Source organism: Paraclostridium bifermentans, from assembly GCF_964259345.1.
Lineage (GTDB): Bacteria > Bacillota > Clostridia > Peptostreptococcales > Peptostreptococcaceae > Paraclostridium > Paraclostridium bifermentans_B.
The window spans coordinates 22,477-47,158 of sequence record NZ_CAXVJR010000004.1; the positions used below are offsets into that span (position 1 = coordinate 22,477).

Sequence of the window (24,682 nt, forward strand, 5' to 3'; positions counted from 1 at the left end):
ACTATGGCATACTTAAAAGCAAATGATACGATTTGCGGTAAAGAAGGATTTGCACAAATAAATATAAATGGAGAAATTCATAAATTATTTAATATAAAATCACTTGAAGCCACAATGGAAAAAAACAAATCAGAAATTCAAGTTATTGGAGCAAGAGCAACTCAACATAAAACAACTGGATGGAGTGGCTCAGGTGAGATGACTGTTCATTATGTAAGCTCATTATTTAGGAAATTAGCAGTTGAATATATCAAGACAGGTAAGGATGTTTACTTTGATATGATAGTTACAAATGAAGATCCTACAAGTGCAGCAGGAAAACAAACAACAGCATTATATAACTGTAATATAGATACAACTGTATTAGCCAAACTAGATATTGATGATGATTCATTAGAAGAGGATATGGACTTTACTTTTGATGATGCAGAAATATTAGAAGAGTTTAAAGAATTATCTTATTTAAAATAAAAATAGTAATAGTAGAAAAAGAGATAAAAGCTAACTTATTTATAGGTTGGCTTTTTTAATTTTAAAAATAATTATAAAAGAAAGAGGTAATATATATGTCAAAATTAATGGATTTTTTAGTTAGTAACCCAACAGAAAACTTAACAGAAGAGATAATAGTTTCAGATAGATTTAAAGATGGAGATGAAATATTAAAGTTTAAAATAAAAGCAGTATCACCAGATGATTTCTCTGATTTACAAAAACAATGTACTAAGGTTGGTAAAAAAGGTAAGGTCAATTTTGATAGTAAGATGTTTAATGAACAACTTGTTATAAATTATACTGTAGATCCTAATTTTAGAGATGCAGAATCAATTAAAAAAGCTGGATGTATGACACCAGAGCAATTATTAAATAAAGTTTTATTAGCAGGCGAAGTAGCAACTTTAGTAGAGGAAATAAGTGCCTTATCTGGATTTGATAAAGATTTAGAATCTCTTAGAGAAGAAGCAAAAAACTAATTAAAGAGGGAGATGGAGAGACTATGTATGCATATTACTGCTTACATAAGTTTCATTGGGAACCTAGTAAGTTTACAAATCTCTCTCTTAGTGAAAAAGCATTGGTCATTGAAATGATTGATGAAAGAATAAAAGAAGAAAAGAAATCACAAGCAAAAATGAAAAGGAGGTAGCATCTATGGCAACTATACGAAATGCAATTACTATGCAAGATAGAGTTACCCCTGTTTTTAATAAAATGAATAGAGCCATGGAAGCTACCTTAAAAGTTATGCGAAAGGTTAATGCTTCATCTAGAGCAGGTGTTGGAGCTAGAGAGTTTACTCGTGCTGAAAAAGCAATTAGAAAAGCTGATAATGCATTAATAAAATATCAAAATGACATGAGAAAAGCTAATCAAGAAACTTCTTCATTAGGAAATGCTACTAATAAATTACGTTCTGGTGGTGGAATGGGGTTTATGAATGCATATGCTGCAGTTGGATTAGTTCAACAAGGAGCACAACTTGTTAGCTCAGCTACAAATTATCTAGATACTATGTCTTTAATGCAAGCTAGAGTAAGTATGATTAATGATGGAATGCAAACTACAAACCAATTACAAGATAAGATATTAGCAAGTGCTAATAGAGCTCGGTCTAGTTATAAAGATACTACTGCAGCAGTAACAAAATTAAATATGCTTGCAGGAGATCAATTTAAAACAAATGATGAAGCTATAGGATTTGTTGAAACTTTAAATAAGATGTTTGCTATATCAGGAACTAGTGGACAAGAAGCAAGTGCAGCTATGTATCAATTAACTCAAGCTATGGGTGCAGGAAAGCTCCAGGGAGATGAATTTAAATCCATAATGGAAAATGCTCCAATGCTTGCCGATGCAATTGCAAAATCTATGGGTAAATCAAAAGGTGAGCTTAAAGAGTTATCTTCAGAAGGAGCTATAACTGCAGATATAATCAAAAAGGCTATGACAGATGCTTCAAAAGATGTAAATAAACAATTTGCCACAATACCTATGACATTTGGGCAAAAGATGACTATATTGAAAAATAACTTTATGAATACAATGGAGCCTGTAGCAGCAAGGTTTAGTCAATGGCTCAATAGTTCAGGAGGAACAGTTTTCTTTGATAGTATATCAAATGCACTTGTTACTATGGCTAGTATAGGAGTATATGCACTAGAGATAATTAGTAGTGGAATAATGTGGCTTAAACAAAATTTTGAATTTATTGAACCTGTAATAATTGGACTAGGTATAGCTTTTTTATGGTTAAAGGCACAGTCAATTATTGCTGCATTTCAAATAGCTAAGGCTTGGGCTTTAGCGAATTTGCCATTTGTAACTATTATTGCGACAATTATGGCTATTGTATATGTATTGAACTTATTAGGCATTGATGTTGTTGGAGTAATAAGTACTATAATAGGATATATATCTAATGTTATTTCATTTTTATGGAATATGCTATCTTCAATGACACCTTTAATTTATGCAATTGGAGCAGCTATAGTAACTTTTTGGCTATTACCATATTTAATAACTGCATTCCAAATGCTTGCTACACTTCCTCTGATTATGGCTAATATATGGGGTGTTATTGTATCTTTATGGGCAATGATTCCACCATTAATAGCCCAATTTGTTGCTTGGTTGGCTTTAAATTGGCCTATATTATTAGTAGCTATTGCTGTTGGTATTTTAATATTTGTATTGATTCAACTTGGAGTAACAGCTGCCGATGTTATTGGATTTGTTGTAGGATTATTTTTTATGTTGATGGCAGTTATATATAACGTTGTAATTCTTCCTATATATAATCAATTTTCAATGTTAGCTAACTTTTTATCTAATTTATTTATAGATCCAATAGGAGCAATTCAAATGTTATTTTTAGATATGGCAACTTACATAGTTGATAAAGTTAGATGGGTTGCTCAAAGTTTACAAGACTTAGTAAATATGATACCAGGTGTTGAAGTTAACATAGTTGGAAACTTAGATAACATAAAAGCTGCGATTGATTCTGCTAAAGCCGATGTATCAGCAAAAAGAGGAGTTAAGAAATCCAGTGTTAAAAGTTATAAAAGTCTTGGTAAATCTTATAACTCTGGATTTTCTGTAGGTCATAAATTTGCTAGTTCTTTTGGAGGAGGTAGTAAAGGAAGTATATTAGGTAGTCTAGCTAATAAGTTTAAAATGCCAAGTATGCCTAAAGGTTTTGGGATGGACAAAGGTAAGGGAATGTTTAAACCATCAGGAATGCCTAGTATGCCTAGTGGATTAGGAGATAAAGGAAAAGGTAAAGGTTCTGGTGGAAGTGGTAAAATGCCAAAAGGTTTATCAGACAAGCTTAATGGTGGAAATTTAGATAAGATAGGAAAAATAGAAGATGATGTTGCAATAACTGATGAAGATATTAAATTATTAAAAGATGTAGCTAAAACTGAATTTATAAATAAGTACACTACATTAAGACCTAATATGAAAGTAGAATTTACAGGACCAGTAACAGAAACGGCCGATATTAACAAAATTATATCAGCTATAGAAGATATGACTGAAGAAGCTCTATCTAATACTATAGTAGAGGGGGCATAGTAATAAGATGTCTATAGGAATTTTTATGGAATATAGGGGATTGTTAATTCAATTCCCTGTAAACCCAGAAGAACTAAAAGTAAAGACAGAAGGAAACAATGAAACTAAAGAAGTAGTAAAACTAGGAGAAGTTAATATAGCTAGAGATATGAAGCTTTCTACAGTAGAGTTTGAAAGTTTTTTACCAGAAAATAATATCTATCCATTTATAAAAACTAAAAATCAATTTGAAGGCCCTAGATACTATATTGATTTTATTGAAAAAGTTAGAAAAGATAAAAAACCAATTAGATTTATAGTTAGTGATACTGGTATAAACTTTATGGCTTTAATCGAAAGTTTTGAATATGGTTATAAATATGGATCTAATGATGTTAATTTTACAATAAGCCTTAAAGAGTTTAGAGAAGTAAGAGTAAAAGAAGTAAAAATATCAGATTACGGTAGTAACAGACCTCATAGAGAGACCTCAAACAATAGAGAAAATTCTTCAGGTAAAGTAACTCCAGGTTGTACTGTCATAGTAAATGGTAGGCTACATAGAGATAGTTGGGGAAGAGGGCCAGGAATGACTCTTAGAAATTATAAAGGTAAAATAAACTTTGTTAAAACAGATGGTAGAAAGTATCCTTATCATGTAACTGAAATGAATGGTGGTTGGATGGGATGGGTAACAAAAGAATCAGTAAAGGTGATATAAATGAATATAGAAATGATAGTTCAAAATACTAATACTGGTAAAGCTTATGATGTGTCTGATTTAATATCTGATATAGAATTTAGTCAAGAAATACAAGATAATCCTGGTAAACTTACTTTCACTATACAAAATATTTTAAATGAAAATTATATAAGTGAAGGAAGTCCAGTATCTTTAAAAATAAATAATACTAATCTATTTTTTGGATATATCTTTAAAATTGGAAAGAGTGAAAAGCATGAAATTAAAATAACTGCTTATGATCAATTAAGATATTTAAAATATAAGGATACTTATGTATTAAAAGGACTTACTTGTAGTCAAATATTTAGTAAAATTTGCAATGATTATAATATAAAATCTAATATTAAATTCTCTAGTAACTATGTATTACCTTCAAGGATTGAAGATAATAAAAATCTTGCTGAAATTATACAAAGAGCCTTTGACCAAACTTTTATTGATACTGGAGATTGGTTCTTTATGAGAGATAATTTTGGAACCTTAGAGCATTTAAATGTATGGGAAGAAAAAACAAATTTAGCTATAGGAGACGCAAGTTTACTAACAGGTTATGATTTTGAAACTAGTATTGATGATGAAACCTATAACCAGGTTAAACTTGTTAAGGAAAATAAAGAAACTAAAAAAAGAGAAATTTATATAGTTAAGGATAGCAACAATATAAATAAATGGGGTATATTACAATTCTTTGATAAAGTAGATGAAAAATTAAATGAAGCTCAGATAAAAGAAAGAGCTACAATGTTGTTAAAACACTACAACAAGCCTAAGAAATCTCTAAAACTTGAATGTATAGGAGATTTTAGAGTTAAGGCTGGATGTGGTGTTGTTTTAGTTATAGGAGATTTAGAAAAAGATATACCCTTTAATAAGTATGTAGTAGTTCTTAGTGTTTCCCATAAGATTAAAAATAACGAGCATACAATGAGCTTAGAAGTTGAGGTGATATAAAAATGGCAGGAGAAAAACTTGTTAGGTTAATTAAACAAGGGGCAAGACATGCTATTCCAGAAAATACATTAACAGATCTTGTACCAGGAGAAGTAACAAAGGAAGATCCATTAACTATTTTAGTAGAAAATAGATTCCAAATTGATTCGGACTTTTTAATACTTTCGCCTTTTTGTAGAGAATTTAAAGATAAAAATGGAACTATTATATTTGATAAATTAAAACAAGGTGATAAAGTTCTACTTTTAAGAGTTTCTAATGGACAACAATTTTATGTACTTGATAGAGGAGAAATGAAAAAATGATTCCTAAATTTAATTTTGTTGTAAGTAATTTAGAAAACTCCATTCAAAGTAGTAAAACTTATAAATTAGATACTTTTAACGGAAGAATAACGAAAAACATAGATGAATTGGAATCTATTAAACAAGCAGTATTTAAAATTTTACAAACTGAACGATTTGAAAATGTAATTTATAATGCAGATTATGGAGTTGAAATAGCTGGATTTATAGGTAAAGCAAAAGATTTTGTAAAAACAGATATAGAAAGAACTATTAAAGATGCTTTATTAGCAGATGAAAGAATCTTAGCTATAGAAAGTTTTAATGTAATTGATGATGTGAAAGATAATTTTAAAATTGAATTTAAGATTAATTCTATTTTTGGAAATATAGATTTTGAAAGCGTGGTGAAGATATGAGTTTAGGACAGTATTTAGAAAAATATACATTTGAAAACTTAATACAAAGTGCCTTAGATAAAGTTCCAGATGATATTGATAAAAGACAAGGCTCTATTATTTATGATGCATTAGCTCCTGCATGCTATCAATTAGCAGAAATGTATATGGAACTAAAACAAGTATTATTAAATTCCTTTGTTACAACCAGTTACGGCGAATATTTAGACAATAAGGTAATAGAACAAGGGTTAACTAGATATAAAGCCACATACGCTAAGAAAAAGGCTATATGTACATTTCAAGATGGTACACCAGCTACAGTTCAAGTAGGCAGTAGATTTTCTACTATTAACGAAGAGACACCTTTAACATATAAGGTTATTGATGTATTTAAAAATGAAAAAAATCAAATTGTTCCAGGTGAATATATATTAGAATGTGAAACTATTGGAACTATAGGAAATGTATATATAGGAGATCTATTACCTATAACTCATATAAATAACCTTAAATCATGTAAACTAACTACTCTTTTAGTTCCTGCAAGAGATGAGGAAACTGATGAAGAGTTAAAAGATAGATTTATATTAGAAGTTAATCAAAGACCGTTTGGTGGAAATGTAGCTCAATACGATGAAGAAATACGTAAAATTGATGGCATTGGAGAAGTTCAAATATATCCAACCTGGAACGGTGGAGGAACGGTTAAATGTAGTATTATTGATACTGAATTTAATGCAGTTTCAGAAGATTTGATAAAGAAAGTTAAAAATATAATAGATCCTATAGAAAATGAAGGTACAGGATTAGGTTTAGCACCTGTTGGTCATGTAGTTACTATAACAACACCTCAAGTAGTAGAAGTAACTATAGAAGCTAAAATACACTTAATTACAGGCTATGTAATAGACCAAGTTAAAGAAGAAGTTAAGAAGTCTATAAATGAGTACCTTAAAAGCTTAAGAAAGCATTGGGGAATTGCTGATGATATGAATAGATATGAGTTATCTGTTTATATATCTCAAATTACAATGTCTATTTTAAAAGTTGTTGGAGTAGCCAATGTAACAGACATAAAAATAAATGGAAAACCAAATGACTTACAGTTAACTCAAAATGGAGAGATTCAACAATTACCTAAACTAGCTGAGGTGGTTTTATTATGATAAATATAAAACCATATTTTCCAACTCTTTATAATGACATATTAGAAGTAGATACATTAGTCAAAGTTGAAAATGATTTATTTGAAAACCTAAATAATGAATTTGATAAAGCTATAAAAAATGAATATGTTATAACTGCAGATAAAGAAACTCTAAAAAGGTATGAAACATTGTTAAGAATAGTTGATGGAGATGATAAAGAATTAAACTTTAGAAGACAAAGGATACTAAATAGATTAGCTATGAATATGCCTTTCACTTTAAGAGCTCTAAAACAAAAGCTAGATGAATTAATAGGTAAAGGAAACTATAACATCTTTGTTGATCCTGGTAAGTTTACACTTTATGTTGAATCAAAAATATTAAACCAAACCTGGTTTAATGAAACTTACATAACAATAAACAAAATGAAGCCAGCTAATATTGTATTTATAAATAAACCTTTTATTGATGAAAAAATATTAGTTAATGAAGAAATAACTCTAGCACAAAGGGAATACAACTATAGATTGGGGTCAACCTGGAGATTAGGAACTTTGCCATTTAAATCACTGCATGAGAAAGGAGCTATAAAGTTGAAAGAAACTAACTCTATACAAAAGTATTTTTTAGATGAACTAAGAGAATTTGCACTAAGTAAGCTTGGATATGTAAAGTTAAACAATGTAAAAGTTATAAATGACTTTATAAAAAAAGATATTGTTAATGGAAAACTAACTTTAGAATATGCAGTTTTAACTAGTTTTGGATTAAATGAAATAACAAAAGTAGATGTTTATACATCGGATAATCAATTACTAACTTCTATAGATCTATATGTTCCAATTATAGAAGATATAGAGCTTAAACATGTAATAAATATCGAGGAAGGAGTTAATTAATGAGTTCTTATAAAACAAATTGGCAACTTACAGAAACAGTAATGCCAGAAGATATGAACAGAATAGAGCAAAATGTAAAAGACAATAACAAAAATCATACTGATTTTAAAACTGAATATGATAAAACTTTAAAAGAACAAAACAAAAAAATTGATGGGAAATCAGAAAAATCAGATGTAGTTTTTAAAGTACCTAAAAGACTATCAGCAACTACAGATTTAAATACTATCTGTACAGGAGGTAACTATGTAGTACTTCCTAATACTCCAAATTCACCTAATAGTGGTAAGTATGGGAGATTAGTTGTATACCAATGGGATAATTCTGGCAAATGGATTACTCAAGTATTTTATACAGATGGGGTTAATGAAGTATATACTAGATGTTCATTAAATGATTCTGCTACAAGCTGGACTCCTTGGCAAAAACTATTAAATATAAATGAAGGTGACAGTAGATATTTTAGAACTTATATAGATGGTATTAGCACTGATTTTAATAATGCAAAAACACAAGGAATATACCATGTATCTGGTGATTTCGAAAACTCACCTCAAGAGGGGCATGTATATGGGGTATTAGAGGTTATAGCAAGAGATAAACATCGTACACAAAGGTTTACAGATATAAATAACAATGTGTGGAATAGATTTTATAACAGTGGTAGCAATTCATGGACTTCTTGGTCAAAAATATATAGTGAATCTAATAAACCAACATGGAATGATGTTCAAAATAAACCTAACTCTTTTCCACCTAGCAATCATAATCATGATGATAGGTATGTTAATAAAGATTTAGGAATAGTAACAGACTTTAATTTATGTACTAAGACAGGTATCTATAAAGTAGCTAATCCTCAACCTTTTAAAAATGGCCCTTCAGGATGTAGTACTTATGGTGAACTTGAAGTGTATGAATATACATCAGGAGTAGAGTGCTTACAAAGATATACAGATGCAAATAGTAATATTTATACAAGATTTAAAAATAGTTCAACATGGAGAAATTGGCAGAAATTCTACTCAGAAAATAATAAACCAACATGGAATGAGATAAATGATAGGCCTGATACATATCCTCCTAGTACTCATAATCATGATGATAGATATGGAAGATATATTAGAAATGTTACTTTTGGTGGTAATGATGGATCAATTACTACTGTACAATTTATAGAATTACTTAAAAATTTAGGAGCATTTACGGTAGGTTATTGGGTAGGTAGAGGTACTTGGTCTTATGCTAATAATCAGTATATACATGATACAGGGTGTGGAGGCTTAGTACATTTAGCTGGAAGTGTAGTAGAGGTTATTAGTAGTACTACAGATGGAAGTAGTCAATATACTATAAGAATAACTACGCCATCTACAAGTGGTCATAATGGGTGTCTTTTAAATTGTCAGTTGGAATATGTAAATAATGGTAGTTCTTATAATCCGATGTGGACTAAGGTGTTCAATACTGATAATAAACCAGGATGGAGTGATATTACAGAAAAACCTAATACATTTCCACCTTCATCACATTCGCATGATGATAGGTATTATACAGAGAGTGAAGCTAATAGTAGATTTTTAGGTAAAAATGATAAAGCATCTAGTGCTAAAATTGCTGATAGTGTAAATTGGAATAATATATCAGGTAAACCTGGTTCCTTTCCACCATCTAGTCATGATCATGATAGTAAATACTTACAGTATAATAGAGGCAATATTGGTAGTTCTAGTGATTTTAATAATGCTACTGCAGTAGGCGTTTATGGAGTAGGTTATGATAATACAATTCCAAATGCACCTGTTAGTGGTGGCTTATATGGCGTGCTTGAAGTTTTGAGTAAACCTAATGAATTAATTCAAAGAGTTACAAGTAGTTCTGGAGATATTTGGATTAGACTTAGAAACTGGCAAGGTGTATGGGCAAGTTGGCATAAACTTACTAAAGTAGAGGATTTTGTAGGAGTATATGGGGAAAGTGGATTTCAAAAACTACCGTCAGGATTACTTATACAATGGGGAAGACATAGAGATATAGTTCCTAAAGGTGGTTGGTCAAAAGATGGTACATTTGCTTTTCCTATAGCATTTAAAGCCTTATATTCTGCCGTAGCTACAGTAACAGATTGTAATTCGGGGAACTCTGTATGGGGGGAGGTTTCGGTTAGACACTATACTAATGATTCTTTAAAATATACCATATTAGATAGAAGAACACAGGTAGTTCCAAATGACCAAGTATACGCTTTCGATTGGATAGCTATAGGACTAACTTATTAAGTAGACAGGAGAATTTATTATGAATATGATTTTACACTTCAACCTTAACACTAAAGAGTTTAAAGGGTTTAACTTTACACCTATTGAAAACAATGATTGGCAAAATATCACTATAGATAAAGAGTTATGGCAACACCTTTTAAAACTTAAACAGCCTTTTAAATTAATTGAAAATATAGAAGCTAAATCATTATACACTATGGAAGATATAGATATGTTTGAGTTATTAGAGGTAACACCTACTCCAATACCTCCATCCCCTTTAGAGGGATTATCACAACAAAATGCACAATTAATGCTTGATTCAGCTAACAAGGATATTAGACTCAAAGAATTAGAAAAACAAAATGCACAAAGCATGTTAGATAATGCAAATAAAGATATTGAATTGAAAAATTTACAAAATGATTTAGCGAACCTTGTTTTAGAGGTAGCAAAAGGAGGATTAGTATAATGAATGATTTTTGGTACAATACAATAAAAAGATATTTTGAAATGGGATTTTATACAGATGATGATATGAGGGTATTTGTCCAAGCTGAAAAGATTACAGTAGAACAGTTTGAAGAAATAGTTGGCTCAAATTATGAGAATTCAACTGAGTTAAAACCTAAAACAATCAAAAAAGATATTATATAACTATTTTTAAGGACTATTAATTAGTTCTATTTTTATGCTTAAGTGAGGACATATATGGAAAAAGAATTATTTACACAAGTAATAAGCCAAGGAGTATTTGCTTCTCTTTTTGTATGGCTTTTATGGGATACACGAAAAGAAAGTAGAGAACGTGAAGAAAAACTAACATCATTAGTTGATAAATTGGCTAATAAGTTTAATGTTATCGAAGACATCAAAGAAGATGTTGAAGATATTAAAAATAAATTATTTAAATAGGAGGATTAAAAAATGGAAAACTTAATTAAATTTGTACCAGAGCAGTTGCTTATATTAGTAGCTGCTCTTTATGTTGTGGGAATGTTTTTAAAGAAAACACCTAAAGTGACAGATTGGAGCATTCCTTGGATACTTTTAATTTTAGGGGTTGGATTTAGTATATCAATAATGGGAGTAAATGCCACATCAATATTACAAGGTATAATATGTAGTTTTGGATCTATAGCTACAAATCAACTCATAAAACAAACAATAAATAAATAATAAACTAAGATTAATAAAAGGCAGTGAACCAGACTTTTTCAAGTCTTTTTTTATTGCCTTTTTATAATAAAAAAATAATAGAAAAGAGAGGGAATTAATTATGAAAAAAAATATGATAGATGCAGGACATGGTGGATACGACTCAGGAGCTCCAGGATTACACAGATGTTTAGAAAAGGATATAGTTTTAGATATAGCAAATAGAGTAAATAAATATTTAGAAAATCAAAATATAGAAAATATAAATACTAGAACTACAGATGTATTTGTATCTTTAAATGAAAGAACAAATAAAGCTAATAAGTCAGATGTTAATTCTTTTGTATCAATACATTGTAATAGTGCAGGAAATTCTAGTGCGAAAGGGTTAGAAACATATTGCTACAAATTTAAATATAGAGCTTTAGCAGATGCTATACATGGTGAATTAATAAAAGTAGGACTTTACACAAAGGATAGAGGAGTTAAAGAGGGAAACCTACATGTTGTTAGAGAATCTAATATGGATGCTTGTTTAGTTGAATTAGGGTTTATAACCAATGAAGAAGATTATAATTTAATAATGAACAATAAAGATCGATTTGCTAAAGCGATAGCAAAAGGAATTTGTAAATTTAATAAAGTTATATGGAAGGAAGGAGAAAGTTCAGATTCTAAGTTTAAAAATGGACATTATTCTGGAAGAAAAGCTAGGGTAATAGCTAATGTATTAAATGTAAGATGGGATAGAGGTACTGAAAATAAGGTAATATGGCAAGTTAAAAATGGAGATATAGTTAGTTTACAATATTGTTTAAATGAATGGATGAGTATAGAAGGATTTAAAGGCAACAAAGGACTTGGTTATGTTAACTCTAAATTTTTAGAGTTAATCTAATAGTTTATATTAGACTTGATTAATTATTTAATATATTAATTGTTAGGAGACTATTAAGTAAAATATAAAAGGAGTATCATAAGCAAATTGATACTCCTTTTATATTTTTTCACTTGTTAATATTAATTGGAGTTAAGAATTTTTATAATAACTCGTTGAAAATAACATTTTATGATATGATATATTTTTATACTTCTACTAATTCTCCATCATCTTCTACTAATTCTTCATCATACTCATCATCTTCATCATCTTCGTCATCTTCATTATTTTCAGTATCTTCTCCATTTAATTTGATTAATTCAAACTGTACTCTATTTTGTATTTCTGTTCCGATTCTTTGTAGAAAATCTTTTTTTAATGATATATTCCATCTATCATCTAATAAAGCGTCTTTATGACTTTGAATTAGTTTAGGTATTATAAATTCGGAACATAATAAAGATAAAATTGCCACTAATTCTTCATCACTATATACACCTAAAAAACTACCTTTATAATTTTTAGAATCTATTTTTATAGTACCACTCATTTTTAACTCTAACAAAATATCATGATTTTCGCTACCATATTTAAAGTATATTTTGGGTCTTAACATTTTTAATGGATCATTATTTAGAAGAAATGCAAGGGTTCCTAAAATTTCAGATATTCGTTCTCCTTCTCCTCGTACTCTATTGTTATTATCTTTTGTAACTCCACTATATCCTTTTAAAGCATTTATATAAATATCATCTATTTTAGATAATGATATAGTTTTTGTATCTATATACATTTTAAATAACCAAAATAATAAATCTTCAGTTACTTCCAATCTATTTTCTTTAAAATCACCAAGCTCACCCCAATGAGGTTGGTTAAAGTATGGTCTTATAATATTAGTTGTATTTGTATTCCCTCTGAAAACATTCATTTTCACTTTACTTCCATCTATACTATAAATTAGTAAATCAGTAAAATGTTCTTTGGCAGAAGTATCTTCAGTTCTTAATCTTACAAAGCAGTACTCAATATCTTTGTTAAATAAACTCACATTCTTTTTTTCTATGTCTGTTGTATTCATTAAGGATACTATTTTATTTAAATCTCCTTGCTGAATATAATTTAATCTATCACTGTTTAATATAGAAATATATTGATCAATATGTCTGCTTTCTTTAAATATCCAAAATGACATTTTTTCCATAACTCAAAATCTCCTTGATGTAATTTTTGTAATAATTAATAGTCTACTCTTATTTTATGATTTTTGTATTTTATACTAATTACGTTATTTATTATAAAGTTTAATATTATACTTTTTATTTTTTTATTACTTCTACTCAAAACAGTTACTTCTATAGGTGCTTCATTAAAGCTTGTTATATTTGTAATAATATCAACCCCTACAAAAACTTCACCTTTATAATCTTCTAAATTTCTACTTAAAGCTTTAGTTATATCTATCTGAATTAAATTTGTAAAATTATCTTTTGTATAGTCACTATTATCCCATGGTGTATTATTTAACGTAGGTTCTGCCCAATTTGGAGTTTTAATATTAATAATGATGCCTCCAAGTACCTCTATAATCTTATACCATATCAAACCTTTATAATCTGCATCTATTTGAATTAAAAATGTAGAGGCTTTATGATTAGGATTATTTGGGTTTTTTAAAATACTTACATCATCTTTCATAGATCTATTTCGAATTGATATATTAATATCAGGTGAAAATGCAAACATAGATGCACAAGTATTTATAATAACAATAGCTATAGTGTAGTTAACAGTGTGAACCAGTTTATTAGAATCTATGTAATTATAGAATGTTTCTCCACCAGCTCCTCCTAGATGTTGAATAAGCCACACAGGGTTGAATTTTAAAAATATTAATAATACAAAAGCTAATATAGGAGATAGAGCTACTAAAATTGCGGCGTTTTTATGAATTTTTTTTAAGCATTTCTTTAACATCTATATCTCCTTTACTTTATTTTAGCAATAAGATTTTCTAATTCAGAAAAAACTTTATCACTATCCAAATAAATTACTCCGTTGTTAAAAATTCGTATAGTCGATTCAAAAGGATATTCTTCTATAGAAATTTTAAAACTTATTGATTTTATATCTATACAGTCTTCGACCATTACCCAATTTAATTCTTTAAAAAATTCATCAGAAATAGTTTCTTTTTTTATTTTATCAATTGTATTGTTAATACTAGATATGTATTTATTTATATAGTCATAATTAATATTTTCGTCAACTAAATCTATGAATTCTATACTACCTAAGAATAAGTTTTTCTTAAATGCTAATTGAATTAACTTTTTAAATCGATATGATGTAAAAGTATATTGTTTAACATTCATTCCAACTAGCTTTTTTAAAACCTCTGAGTAATTATTAAGCTTAAAGCTATATTTTATTCCAATTATATAATTTGTAAAAAAATAAATTTCTTCCTCTTTAAACTTCTTTTTTATTTGACTTACAGATATATCATCTAGAGCATGAATCAATTTATATTGTAACATTACTACCACCCTCTAAAATCTTTTTTATCTTTATTTATAATGATATCATATTTTGAAAAACTTACAATAAAAACTTGTTTGATTATCAATATTATGATATAATCTGCGAATTTATATCATAACAAAACTAATTTAATACTTTTAAATTAAAACAATATATTTAACGATTTATATTTTAATTTACTTTGATTAACGGTAAACTTTTTATAAAAGGATAAAATGTTATTTTTTATAAAATTAATCAAAAAATTAGAGTATAATAATTGAGAACAGGGAGAGTATACAAAAAATGTGTTATTTAAAATTATTTGAAAAATTTAAGATGGAATTGATTAAGAATGAAGTATTTTTTAGTAATCTAGAAAATATATCCCAAAAATATTTAAAATTTTTTGGTAGTGATATTAACAAGCTTAAATATGAATATGAAGAATATTGCAAATTTAATACTCATCAAAACTACAATTTTAATGAGTACGTATATTATGAGAAAATAAAATTTAATTGTGAATTAAAAGAAAAGTATAAAGAATTAAAAAAAGATGCAGATTTGAGAAAGTTAAACTATGAGAAAAAAATAAAGGATTTAGAAGAAAAATTAGGAAAAGTTAAAAGTAAATATGAAAAAGAAAAATTGAAATTTTTTATTGAAATTAATTCAAATTTATACAAAGAGGCTAGTAAAGATGCTAATGAAGAAAATATAAAAAAAGAATGTATTTATCAGTGCGATAAAATGTGCAATTTATTTGTTAATTTTAATAAAGATAAATATAAGTATTACAATATAAATCAATATGAAGATATTAACTGGAGAGTTTACCTTACATTTTCAACTGTAGTAGCAGGGAAAATATATAAAGCTTGTGAACTATATGAAAATGATAAATCTGAATATCTAAAATTTTTCTATGAAGAAACAAATCTAACTAAAATAAAAGAAAGTATTTTAGTTAAATGTTCTGAAAACTATAAATTGAAAAAAAGATTTAAACTAATAAAAAAGGGTTTAGAGTTTTATGAAATCAATGAGTATCTTATTTTTATAAATTTATTAATTCTTCAGGTTGAAGGTTTGTTTAATGACTATATGGATCTTCTAGGTATTAAAAGTGATGGTAATTCAATTAGTTATAAGTTAAAAACACTTCAAAATGCTGAAAATATATATGGATATGCATACTATGCATTTGAATTTCCTGTATTAAGAAATGCTATAGCACATGGAGAGATAATTGAAGAAAATTTAGAAGAAATATCTAATAACATACTTATGGATATATATATATTAACAGAAAAAATAACATGTAAAGAGATACCTTTAAACTATATAATCTGGTTTTTAAAAGAATCTAAAAACAAAGAAAATATAAATGCTTTTTTTATAGAGAATATAATAGAATTGGATAAAAAAAAATGTATTGAAAATTATATATTTGGAAAATTAAATGATGATATATTGAGAGAATATGATCTTTATAATCAAAAAAATAAAATAAAGTCTATATTTGAAGACTATGAATTTTGGAACGAATTAATGATTAAGGACAAAAACTTTAAACTTGTTACCATAATTAGTAAATATATAAAACAAATGAGTAATAGGAAACTAAAAGAGCCATACTTTAAAGCCTATTCAAAATTTAAAAATAAAGAAAAATTAAAAAAAATAAAAATTAATAAAATAATGTATAAAAAACATATGGAAAAGATAAATTAAAAGCCTTAATCTACTATACAAATAGTAATAGTAAAAATTTTATTTATTAAAAATCAGATCATAACAGTTAATATATATATAAACTAACCTAATTTATATATATATTAACTGTCATCATAATACTGATTATTGAACATCTGTACGCACGTTAACTTCGCCAGCTTCAGAATTAGTTCCTATAGTTAAACCGTTTTGCTTTAGAACATACTCTAGTGTCATTAAAGGTACTCCACCTTTTCTACCACCTAAAACTTCTTTACCTTCTAAATCCTTAAAAGAAAAATTAGGATTTTCTTCACGAGAAACTAAAAAACTTCCATCTTTTTGAGTTAATTGTGCAAAGTTTACAGCATAATTAGAATTTCCTTCATTATACACATAAACAGAAGCTTCAGGTCCCATAAGACCTATATCAGCCTCACCTGAAAGAAGAGCAGCCATAGTTTTATCGGCACCTTGAGTATTTATAAGGTCTATATCTATACCTTCCTCTTCAAAGAAACCTTGAGTTATAGCTGCATATTGTGGAGCGTAAAATATTGAGTGTGTTACTTCTGCTACAGTTAACTTAGTCAATTCCTTTGGTTGTTCAGTAGATGAATTATCACTAGTACACCCAACTAAACATAAAGAGAGACTTGTAATTAATGATATTAATCCTGTTAATTTTTTAAACAATGAAATCATCCCCTTAGAATTTAAAGATATAATATAATATTAAAAATCTGGTTGATTTGTGATATAGCTATTACAATTTAATTTTAGAAAAATTTTATGAATATTGTGAAAATGTTTACATAAAGAAAAATTAGGGTATCTATCACATATAAATAAATTTAAGTGTATTTTATGGAGGGTGAGGAAATGAATTATAAAAATCTTATATCAAATAAGAGATCAGTAAGAGAATTTAAAAATGAAGAAATAGAAGCTGTTAAATTTGACTTAATTAGAGAATATATAAATAGTTCTAAAAAATTATTACCACAAGTACAAGTAGACTTTAAAGTTTATAACAAAGATGAAGCTTATCAAAAACTTGATAAAGTAGCTGGATATAATGGATATATGATAGAAGCCCCAAATTATATAGTTATTTTATCTGATGTATGTGATGGTTACATAGAAAATTCAGGGTATATAGGGGAAAAATTAATTTTAAAAGCTAGAGACTTAGGAATTGATTCATGCTGGGTTACATTTGAAGATAGTTCTATTATTAAAGAACGACTTAAAATTGAATCTGATAAAGAAGTTACTGCAATTATAGCTTTAGGGTATGGAGAAGTTGTAAAGTCTAAATCATCTAGTTCTGACTCAGATAGATTAGGTGTAGATAAAATAGTATACATTGATGAATGGGGTAAAAATGCAACTATAGAGATATTAGAGCAAAGAGGCTTATTAGATGCATTTAGTTTTGCAAGAATGGCTCCGTCTACATTAAATAGACAGCCTTGGAGATTTATAATTGATGGAGGTAAACTAATGCTTGCAGTTAGAAAAGATGAATTTGCAAGTGAATATGAAGGTAAAATAGATGTTGGAATAGCTATGTTGTATTTTAGTTTAATAATTGACATGACTATGTTTGATTTAAAATGGACTCTTGGAAATGTAGATAAGGATTATAAAATACCAGAAGAATATAAGATAGTAGGATATTGTAATATATAATTTATATAAGATAAAAATAAATATAGCTGTATATTAACTAATAGGGTATGAAAAATAAAGTGTGTATTTTCCTTAGGATAATTTAATTATCCAAATTTTGGAAGGATACACACTTTGTTTTTTATAAAGAAGTTTCTCTTAAAACTAAATTTTCGTTTCTCTCAAGAAGATGTCTAATAGTCCATTCATTTTGGAATAATAATACTGGATTACTATTTTTATCTTCAACTAGTATTGTATCCATTGTCATTGAAAGTTTATCTGATTTGAAAGTATCAGCATCAATCCAACGTATATAACGGTAAGGTAGTGTATTCATTATCATATCAACACCATATTCTTGTTTTAAACGATATTCTAAAACTTCAAACTGAAGAACTCCAACTACTCCTACAATAAGTTCTTCCATACCAAAATTAGGCTGTTTGAATACCTGTATAGCACCCTCTTCTGATAATTGTGTAATACCTTTTACAAACTGTTTTCTCTTAAGAGCATTTTTTGTAGATACTCTTGCGAAAAACTCAGGTGCAAATTGTGGTATACCTGTGTATTGTAAATTTGATTGTTTTTCACTTAATGTATCACCTATATTAAATATCCCTGGATCGTGTATACCTATAATATCACCTGGGTAAGCTGTATCTATTATAACACGATCTTGTGCTACAAACTGTTGAGGTTGAGAAAGTTTTATCTTTTTCTTTCTTTGTACATGAGTTACTGACATACCTTTTTCAAATTTACCAGAGCAAATTCTAAGGAATGCAATTCTATCTCTATGAGATTTATCCATATTAGCTTGGATTTTAAATATAAATCCTGAAAAGTTATCAGAATTAGGGTCAATATCACCTAAGTTACTGTTACGAGGAGTTGGTGGTGGTGTTATTTCTAGGAATGATTCTAAAAATGGTTCTACACCAAAGTTAGTAAGGGCACTTCCGAAGAACACAGGTGTTAATTCACCATTTAATATTTTATCTAAATCAAAGTTATCTCCAGCAATGTCTAAAAGCTCAATATCCTCTAGTAATTTTGAATGAAGATCATCACCTAATAAAGTATTAAATTTTTCATCAGATATATCTCCAGTTATAGACTCAGCAATAGATTGTCCATGATTACCATCATCAAATAATTCAACTTGATTTTTATGACGGTTAAACACACCTTTGAATTCTTTACCAGAACCAACTGGCCAGTTTACTGGACAAGAACGAATTCCTAAAACATTTTCAATATCTTCAAGTAATTCAAATGGATCTTTTCCTTGACGGTCCATTTTATTGATGAAAGTGAAAATTGGTATTCCTCTCATTTTACAAACATGGAATAATTTCTTTGTCTGGTCCTCAACACCTTTAGCAGAGTCAATAACCATTACTGCACAGTCTGCTGCCATAAGAGTTCTATAAGTGTCCTCACTGAAATCTTGATGCCCTGGAGTATCAAGTATGTTTATACAAAAGTTATTATATTCAAATTGAAGAACACTTGATGCAACTGATATACCTCTTTGTTTTTCAATTTCCATCCAGTCAGATACTGCATGTTTTTGAGATCTTCTTGATTTAACTGATCCTGCTTCACGAATGGCACCACCATATAATAGAAACTTTTCAGTTAATGTAGTTTTTCCTGCATCGGGATGGGAAATGATTGCAAAGGTTCTTCTTCTTTTAACCTCATCAATCAAGCTTAAATTTTGTTCTGTCATTTTTTATCATCCTTTATTTTAATTTTATGCTTATACAAATATAAAAAATTATATTTATTAACAGTTTTAAAATGAACATAATTTTTTATGTATTATAAAAAACTATAATCCTATTGATATTATAACTTTATTGCAAAACTGTCAATATAGAAACTAACTAAATAGATGCGAATTATAGTTTTATAAAAGACATAGAGAGTATTCTCCAAAGAGATATTAAGCATTAAAGGTGTTTTACTAAAAAAGTGTGCACCTTCCTTATTGGATAATTTAATTATCACACTCTTTAGAAGAATACACACTTTATTTTTAATACAAAGCTATATTTAGTTTTATCGTTTTTTTCTATATATTTTTTCAACTATATTTAGTGCTTGATACATAATTAAAGCACATAAAGCTAAAACAATAACTCCCATCATTACTAAGTCTAATTTAAATACTTGACCACCATATACTATTAAATAGCCAAGTCCATATCTAGATACTAAGAATTCTCCAACAATAACTCCAACCCAAGCCATGCCTATGTTTATTTTAGTTAAATTTATTAAATTACCAATATTAGCAGGAAATATTAGCTTAGTTAGTATTTGAAATTTATTAGCACCAAAGCTTTTTAACATTTTTACTTTGTCTTCATCCACAGTTATAAAGTAATTATAAGCTGATAGTATAGTTACAACTACTGAAATTGTAATCGCAATAACTATAATACCATTTACTCCAGCACCAGCCCAAACTATTAATATAGGAGCTAGGGCAGTTTTAGGAAGGGCGTTTAGAACAACTAAGAAAGGATCAAGTATTTTAGATAATTTTTCAGACCACCAAAGAAGTATTGCTACTAATATTCCGAGTATTGTACCAACTATCAAACCAACAACTGTTTCATAAGAAGATATTAATACGTGTTTAAAAAGCTCCCCATTTTGAATATATTTTATAAATAGAGCATATATATCGCTAGGTTTACTAAATAAAAATACATCTATAATATTTAATCTAGCTAAAACTTCCCAAACAGCTATAAAACCTACTAATAAAAGTATTTGGAAGAAAATTATTGTTTGTTTTTCTCTTTTTAGTGATTTTAAATACTCATTATGACCTTTGGAGATATTATTTTGTTTCACTAGAATCAATCTCCTTCCATAATATATTGAAATAATCTTTGAAATTTTGAGCACTGCGAGAACTAAGAGGAGTTCTATCTTCTGTTAGGTTTAAATCTATATTGTAAGTGCTTTTTATAGTTGCAGGTCTTTTTGAAAGGACAGCTATTTTATCTGACATAGATATAGCTTCTGATATATCATGGGTAACTAATATAGTTGACTTGTTTTCGTTTTTAATTATCTTATATATATCATCACAAACAAGGATTCTTGTCTGATAATCAAGAGCAGAAAAAGGTTCATCTAGGAGTAATATATCAGGATTTACAGCTAAAGTCCTAATTAATGCAACTCTTTGTCTCATACCACCTGAAAGCTCTTTAGGATACATATTTCTAAAATCCCATAAATCATATGTCTTTAATAATCTTTCAACAAACTTAATAGATTTCTCTGATTTACTTTTTTGAATTTCAAGACCAATTGTTATGTTGTCCATTATATTTCGCCACTCTAATAAATGATCTTTTTGAAACATATATCCAATTTTTCCATTTATAGTAACATCTCCACTTGTAGGCTTTAGTAAACTAGTTAATATATTTAAAATAGTTGATTTACCAGATCCACTAGGACCAAGTAGAGTTAATATTTCCCCCTCGTTAAGTGAAAAATTAATATTTTTTAAAACTTCAAGTTCACCTTCTTTGCTATAAAAGGTTTGACAGAGGTTATTTACGCTTACTATTTCCTTCATGATACCACCACCATATAAATTTTTAGTATACATTATGATATTAAAACTCTTGAGTATTTGTACCAAAAAAGTAAAGTATACTTAAATAATATGAAACTTACTGGAATATACTAATATGAACATATAATAAATAATATTAGACATGAATATTCTAGGAGGTAAAAATGAGTATAAATAATCATGTACTATTTGAAAAGAAAGAATTACGACACTTTTGTATATATAGATTTATATTTGGGATTAGCTATAGCTTTATGATTCCTATAATACCTCTTTTTTTTGATTCGATAGGAATTGCGACTGTAATGATTGGAACAATTATGTCTTTATATGGGGTAAGTAAGACAATTATGCAAATACCATTTGGAATGGTATCGGATAAATTAGGGGATAAGAGAAGTTTAATTTTAGCCTTATTGCTTATGACATTTATTCCAATATCATATACTTTAACAAATAAACAAAATATAGCTGGAATTATATATATAATGCAAGGTGCTATTTTAGGAATGGCTGCACCAGCAACATTCTCTATATTATCAAGGTCATTAGATGAAAAAAAGAGGGGAGAATGTACAGGGTTTGCAGCTTCTGTATTTACTCTTGGAGGCGGAATTGGAGCTGCTATAGCAGGTTTTATAGTAGGAAAAGATTCTAACTATGACTTAGTATTTTATTTATCTAGTTTTGGGATATTATTGACATTAATTTTCGTTATATTCAAGGTTAAAAAAGTAAGTTTAAATAATAAAAAATCAATTGATAAAAAAGGCCCCCCTATATTAAAAGAAATAAAAAAGAATAAATTAGAATATAAGGTTTTTGTTTTAGGGTCTATTGCATTTTTAGGAGATTACATATATGGGTGTGTAGTTGCAATGATACATTTTTATGGGCAAGATGTTTTGGGGGCATCAACTATATATACATCGGCTATAGTTTCTATATATTTGATTGTATTTGGAATAGGGGCTCCTTTAGCAGGTTGGGTTAGTGATAAAATAGGAAATAAAAGACAACTGTTTTTATCTTTTGTAGTTATGAATATAACATTATTGATGTTAACTTTCATAAGAAGCTTAAACCTGTTTACAATAGTTATAATTATATATTTTTTAGGAGCTACATTCTTAAATGCATCACTTCAAAGTTCTCTTTCAGAGTTTGGAAGTAACCATAGAATAAAGGGAGCTGTATTTGGATTTGTTGGAGCATCTGAATCATTTGGATATGCACTGGGGCCTGTAATTTCAGCATCTATATATCAAATTAACAAAGAATGGTTGTTCTTTGGATTATTATCTATATCATTACTAGTTTCATTGATATATTTAACTTTACATAAAAAAGCTAAGATATAAATACCTAATAGAATTATTATTTTTTAATAAATTGTTTACATTTTAGGTATCAGTTAATACCAATTATGTATCTAGTTATTAAAGCCTTCTCAAATATGAGATGGCTTTAATAATTTCTAAAAATAATATAAAATCTAAGGAAAGGAACGATTTGTTTCGTAGGTTACAAAATATTGCAAAATCGGAATTGATTTTATATTAAAAAAACATAAAGGAAGGGGATTGACAGTGTTATTAATTGAATATTTACCGAAATTAGCTCTTGCATCTTTTATAGGTTTTTTGGTTGGTTGGGAAAGAAGTTGCAGGAGAAGCAGTCAAATAGGAGTTGGAACAACATCTAATCTTACAACTGGAGTTTGCTTATTGACTATTATATCTGCCAATTGCTTATCTGGAGCAGATCCATCTCGTCTTATAGCGAATATAATTACTGCTATAGGATTTTTATGTGGGGGAGTAATTTTTATGAAACCAACCGATGATGAGACACAAGAAATAGTGGGATTAACTACTGGGGCAACATTGTTTACTCTTGCTGGTATAGGGATTGCAATTGGATTAGGTTATTATTGGCTAGCTATAAGTGCTACTATAATAGTAGAATTAAACATATTAGTGTCACGACTTATAAAAAAAGTTCGTCAAGAAAGAAAATAAAATAATTATATACTAGTATTGTATATAGAATAAATAATAGTGGAATAAACATAACTAAGGGAGTATAAAAAAAGAGAGCCATTAGAATCATTTCTAAGGCTCTTTTCTTATTACATTATATTTCCATCTGTAGATATTATAAATTCATTATATGAAGCTTTTGTATTAGAATTTGAGATAGCTTCTTTTACGGCACGAACCAATCCTCCACAGCAAGGTACTGACATTCTTGTAACTGTTATACTGTTTATATCTTTTGTTTTGAATATTTCTGTAAGCTTATCTATATAATATTGATTATCATCAAGTTTTGGGCATCCTATAACTGTAACTTTACCCTTCATAAATTCATTATGGAAGTTTGAGTAAGAATAAGCACAACAGTCTGCTGCTATTAATATATCCGTATTATTCCAAAAATCTGCTGCAGGACTTACAAGTTTTAACTGTACAGGCCATTGCTTTAACTGAGATTCATTAGTAGTTACTTCTTTAGGAGCTGATCCTTGACATCCGTATCCAGAACTTGTTTTTAATATCTTACTTGCAGATCCAGGACACCCAGATGTTTGTTTTTCTTTTTTTAGAGCATATCCCTTTCTAGATTGATCAAATTTTTCAGTTTCTTTTTCTATTAATTTTATTGCATCAACTGGGCATGCTGGCAAGCACATTCCAAGTCCGTCGCAGTAAGAATCGCTCATTAGTTTTGCTTTGCCATTTACAACTTGAATAGCTCCTTGGTGACATGCATTTGCACATAATCCACACCCTATACATTTTTCTTGATTTATTTCAATTATTTGTCTTTTCATTTCTTAATCTCCCTTCTATACGTTAGATT

General features: G+C 28.2%; 27 protein-coding genes. 19 read left to right on the top strand and 8 right to left on the bottom strand.

All coding sequences use genetic code 11. The features are described from left to right. Window positions 1-3: 3 nt before the first annotated feature. From ACEXNK_RS08670 to ACEXNK_RS08740, 15 genes are all read left to right on the top strand, one after another. Window positions 4-471 (top strand): phage tail tube protein, encoded by a 468-nt coding sequence (locus ACEXNK_RS08670; protein ID WP_373599423.1) that lies wholly within the window; start codon window positions 4-6, stop codon window positions 469-471. Between the two features lie 95 nt (window positions 472-566). Further along, window positions 567-974: a phage tail assembly chaperone gene (locus ACEXNK_RS08675; protein ID WP_373599422.1), complete on the top strand. Its 408-nt coding sequence runs from the start codon at window positions 567-569 to the stop codon at window positions 972-974. Between the two features lie 178 nt (window positions 975-1,152). After that, window positions 1,153-3,579: a tape measure protein gene (locus ACEXNK_RS08680; RefSeq protein WP_373599421.1), complete on the top strand. Its 2,427-nt coding sequence runs from the start codon at window positions 1,153-1,155 to the stop codon at window positions 3,577-3,579. A gap of 7 nt (window positions 3,580-3,586) precedes the next feature. After that, a complete protein-coding gene (locus tag ACEXNK_RS08685; protein ID WP_373599420.1) occupies window positions 3,587-4,279 on the top strand; it encodes a hypothetical protein in 693 nt (230 codons plus the stop codon). Continuing rightward, window positions 4,280-5,254: an XkdQ/YqbQ family protein gene (locus ACEXNK_RS08690; protein WP_373599419.1), complete on the top strand. Its 975-nt coding sequence runs from the start codon at window positions 4,280-4,282 to the stop codon at window positions 5,252-5,254. Between the two features lie 2 nt (window positions 5,255-5,256). After that, window positions 5,257-5,559 (top strand): DUF2577 domain-containing protein, encoded by a 303-nt coding sequence (locus tag ACEXNK_RS08695; protein ID WP_195366174.1) that lies wholly within the window; start codon window positions 5,257-5,259, stop codon window positions 5,557-5,559. Next, window positions 5,556-5,957 (top strand): DUF2634 domain-containing protein, encoded by a 402-nt coding sequence (locus ACEXNK_RS08700; protein WP_373599418.1) that lies wholly within the window; start codon window positions 5,556-5,558, stop codon window positions 5,955-5,957. Before ACEXNK_RS08695 ends, ACEXNK_RS08700 begins: the two co-directional genes overlap by 4 nt. Further along, the gene (locus ACEXNK_RS08705) at window positions 5,954-7,105 is read left to right on the top strand and encodes a baseplate J/gp47 family protein (RefSeq protein WP_373599417.1); all 1,152 of its coding nucleotides are present in this window, start codon (window positions 5,954-5,956) and stop codon (window positions 7,103-7,105) included. Before ACEXNK_RS08700 ends, ACEXNK_RS08705 begins: the two co-directional genes overlap by 4 nt. Continuing rightward, window positions 7,102-7,986 (top strand): putative phage tail protein, encoded by an 885-nt coding sequence (locus tag ACEXNK_RS08710; protein WP_373599416.1) that lies wholly within the window; start codon window positions 7,102-7,104, stop codon window positions 7,984-7,986. The genes ACEXNK_RS08705 and ACEXNK_RS08710 overlap by 4 nt, the downstream gene beginning before the upstream one ends. Further along, entirely contained in the window at window positions 7,986-10,265 is a 2,280-nt protein-coding gene (locus tag ACEXNK_RS08715; protein ID WP_373599415.1) for a pyocin knob domain-containing protein, read from the top strand. Before ACEXNK_RS08710 ends, ACEXNK_RS08715 begins: the two co-directional genes overlap by 1 nt. A gap of 19 nt (window positions 10,266-10,284) precedes the next feature. Then, window positions 10,285-10,719: a hypothetical protein gene (locus ACEXNK_RS08720; RefSeq protein ID WP_373599414.1), complete on the top strand. Its 435-nt coding sequence runs from the start codon at window positions 10,285-10,287 to the stop codon at window positions 10,717-10,719. Next, complete coding sequence (locus ACEXNK_RS08725) at window positions 10,719-10,904, top strand: XkdX family protein (protein WP_373599413.1); 186 nt, start codon at window positions 10,719-10,721, stop codon at window positions 10,902-10,904. The genes ACEXNK_RS08720 and ACEXNK_RS08725 overlap by 1 nt, the downstream gene beginning before the upstream one ends. 54 nt (window positions 10,905-10,958) lie before the next feature. After that, complete coding sequence (locus tag ACEXNK_RS08730; protein ID WP_373601580.1) at window positions 10,959-11,162, top strand: BhlA/UviB family holin-like peptide; 204 nt, start codon at window positions 10,959-10,961, stop codon at window positions 11,160-11,162. A 12-nt stretch (window positions 11,163-11,174) separates the two neighbouring features. Next, on the top strand, window positions 11,175-11,426 hold the full coding sequence (locus ACEXNK_RS08735) for a phage holin family protein (protein ID WP_373599411.1): 252 nt from the start codon (window positions 11,175-11,177) through the stop codon (window positions 11,424-11,426). 100 nt (window positions 11,427-11,526) lie between these two features. Continuing rightward, the gene (locus ACEXNK_RS08740; protein ID WP_373599410.1) at window positions 11,527-12,303 is read left to right on the top strand and encodes an N-acetylmuramoyl-L-alanine amidase; all 777 of its coding nucleotides are present in this window, start codon (window positions 11,527-11,529) and stop codon (window positions 12,301-12,303) included. Window positions 12,304-12,490: 187 nt separating this feature from the next. On the opposite strand, the gene ACEXNK_RS08745 is transcribed toward ACEXNK_RS08740, so the two are convergent. Genes ACEXNK_RS08745 through ACEXNK_RS08755 form a run of 3 tightly spaced genes read right to left on the bottom strand, consistent with a single transcriptional unit; the run spans window position 12,491 to window position 14,825 of the window. After that, the gene (locus ACEXNK_RS08745; protein WP_373599409.1) at window positions 12,491-13,489 is read right to left on the bottom strand and encodes a hypothetical protein; all 999 of its coding nucleotides are present in this window, start codon (window positions 13,487-13,489) and stop codon (window positions 12,491-12,493) included. 35 nt (window positions 13,490-13,524) lie between these two features. Continuing rightward, a complete protein-coding gene (locus ACEXNK_RS08750) occupies window positions 13,525-14,262 on the bottom strand; it encodes a hypothetical protein (protein WP_373599408.1) in 738 nt (245 codons plus the stop codon). An 11-nt stretch (window positions 14,263-14,273) separates the two neighbouring features. Continuing rightward, window positions 14,274-14,825 (bottom strand): hypothetical protein, encoded by a 552-nt coding sequence (locus ACEXNK_RS08755; RefSeq protein WP_373599407.1) that lies wholly within the window; start codon window positions 14,823-14,825, stop codon window positions 14,274-14,276. Between the two features lie 289 nt (window positions 14,826-15,114). Between ACEXNK_RS08755 and ACEXNK_RS08760 the strand changes: the two genes are divergently transcribed. Continuing rightward, entirely contained in the window at window positions 15,115-16,545 is a 1,431-nt protein-coding gene (locus tag ACEXNK_RS08760; protein ID WP_373601581.1) for a hypothetical protein, read from the top strand. 126 nt (window positions 16,546-16,671) lie between these two features. Here the strand turns inward: ACEXNK_RS08760 and ACEXNK_RS08765 are convergent, their stop codons facing one another. Then, on the bottom strand, window positions 16,672-17,232 hold the full coding sequence (locus ACEXNK_RS08765; RefSeq protein WP_373601582.1) for an ABC transporter substrate-binding protein: 561 nt from the start codon (window positions 17,230-17,232) through the stop codon (window positions 16,672-16,674). Window positions 17,233-17,409: 177 nt separating this feature from the next. Between ACEXNK_RS08765 and ACEXNK_RS08770 the strand changes: the two genes are divergently transcribed. Next, a complete protein-coding gene (locus ACEXNK_RS08770) occupies window positions 17,410-18,222 on the top strand; it encodes a nitroreductase family protein (RefSeq protein ID WP_373599405.1) in 813 nt (270 codons plus the stop codon). Window positions 18,223-18,343: 121 nt separating this feature from the next. Here the strand turns inward: ACEXNK_RS08770 and ACEXNK_RS08775 are convergent, their stop codons facing one another. The 3 genes from ACEXNK_RS08775 to ACEXNK_RS08785 form a co-directional block, all read right to left on the bottom strand. Then, window positions 18,344-19,942 carry a peptide chain release factor 3 gene (locus ACEXNK_RS08775; protein ID WP_373599404.1) on the bottom strand — a complete coding sequence of 533 codons (1,599 nt, stop codon included), beginning with the start codon at window positions 19,940-19,942 and terminating at the stop codon, window positions 18,344-18,346. 332 nt (window positions 19,943-20,274) lie between these two features. Next, window positions 20,275-21,078 carry an ABC transporter permease gene (locus ACEXNK_RS08780; protein WP_373599403.1) on the bottom strand — a complete coding sequence of 268 codons (804 nt, stop codon included), beginning with the start codon at window positions 21,076-21,078 and terminating at the stop codon, window positions 20,275-20,277. Beyond that, window positions 21,065-21,817, bottom strand: coding sequence for an ABC transporter ATP-binding protein (locus ACEXNK_RS08785; RefSeq protein WP_373599402.1), 753 nt, complete (start codon window positions 21,815-21,817; stop codon window positions 21,065-21,067). Before ACEXNK_RS08785 ends, ACEXNK_RS08780 begins: the two co-directional genes overlap by 14 nt. Before the next feature lie 164 nt (window positions 21,818-21,981). Between ACEXNK_RS08785 and ACEXNK_RS08790 the strand changes: the two genes are divergently transcribed. Both ACEXNK_RS08790 and ACEXNK_RS08795 read left to right on the top strand, forming a co-directional pair. After that, window positions 21,982-23,178: an MFS transporter gene (locus ACEXNK_RS08790; RefSeq protein WP_373599401.1), complete on the top strand. Its 1,197-nt coding sequence runs from the start codon at window positions 21,982-21,984 to the stop codon at window positions 23,176-23,178. A 228-nt stretch (window positions 23,179-23,406) separates the two neighbouring features. Then, on the top strand, window positions 23,407-23,838 hold the full coding sequence (locus ACEXNK_RS08795) for an MgtC/SapB family protein (protein ID WP_373599400.1): 432 nt from the start codon (window positions 23,407-23,409) through the stop codon (window positions 23,836-23,838). A 110-nt stretch (window positions 23,839-23,948) separates the two neighbouring features. On the opposite strand, the gene ACEXNK_RS08800 is transcribed toward ACEXNK_RS08795, so the two are convergent. After that, entirely contained in the window at window positions 23,949-24,653 is a 705-nt protein-coding gene (locus tag ACEXNK_RS08800; protein WP_373599399.1) for an ATP-binding protein, read from the bottom strand. Between the last annotated feature and the right edge of the window lie 29 nt (window positions 24,654-24,682).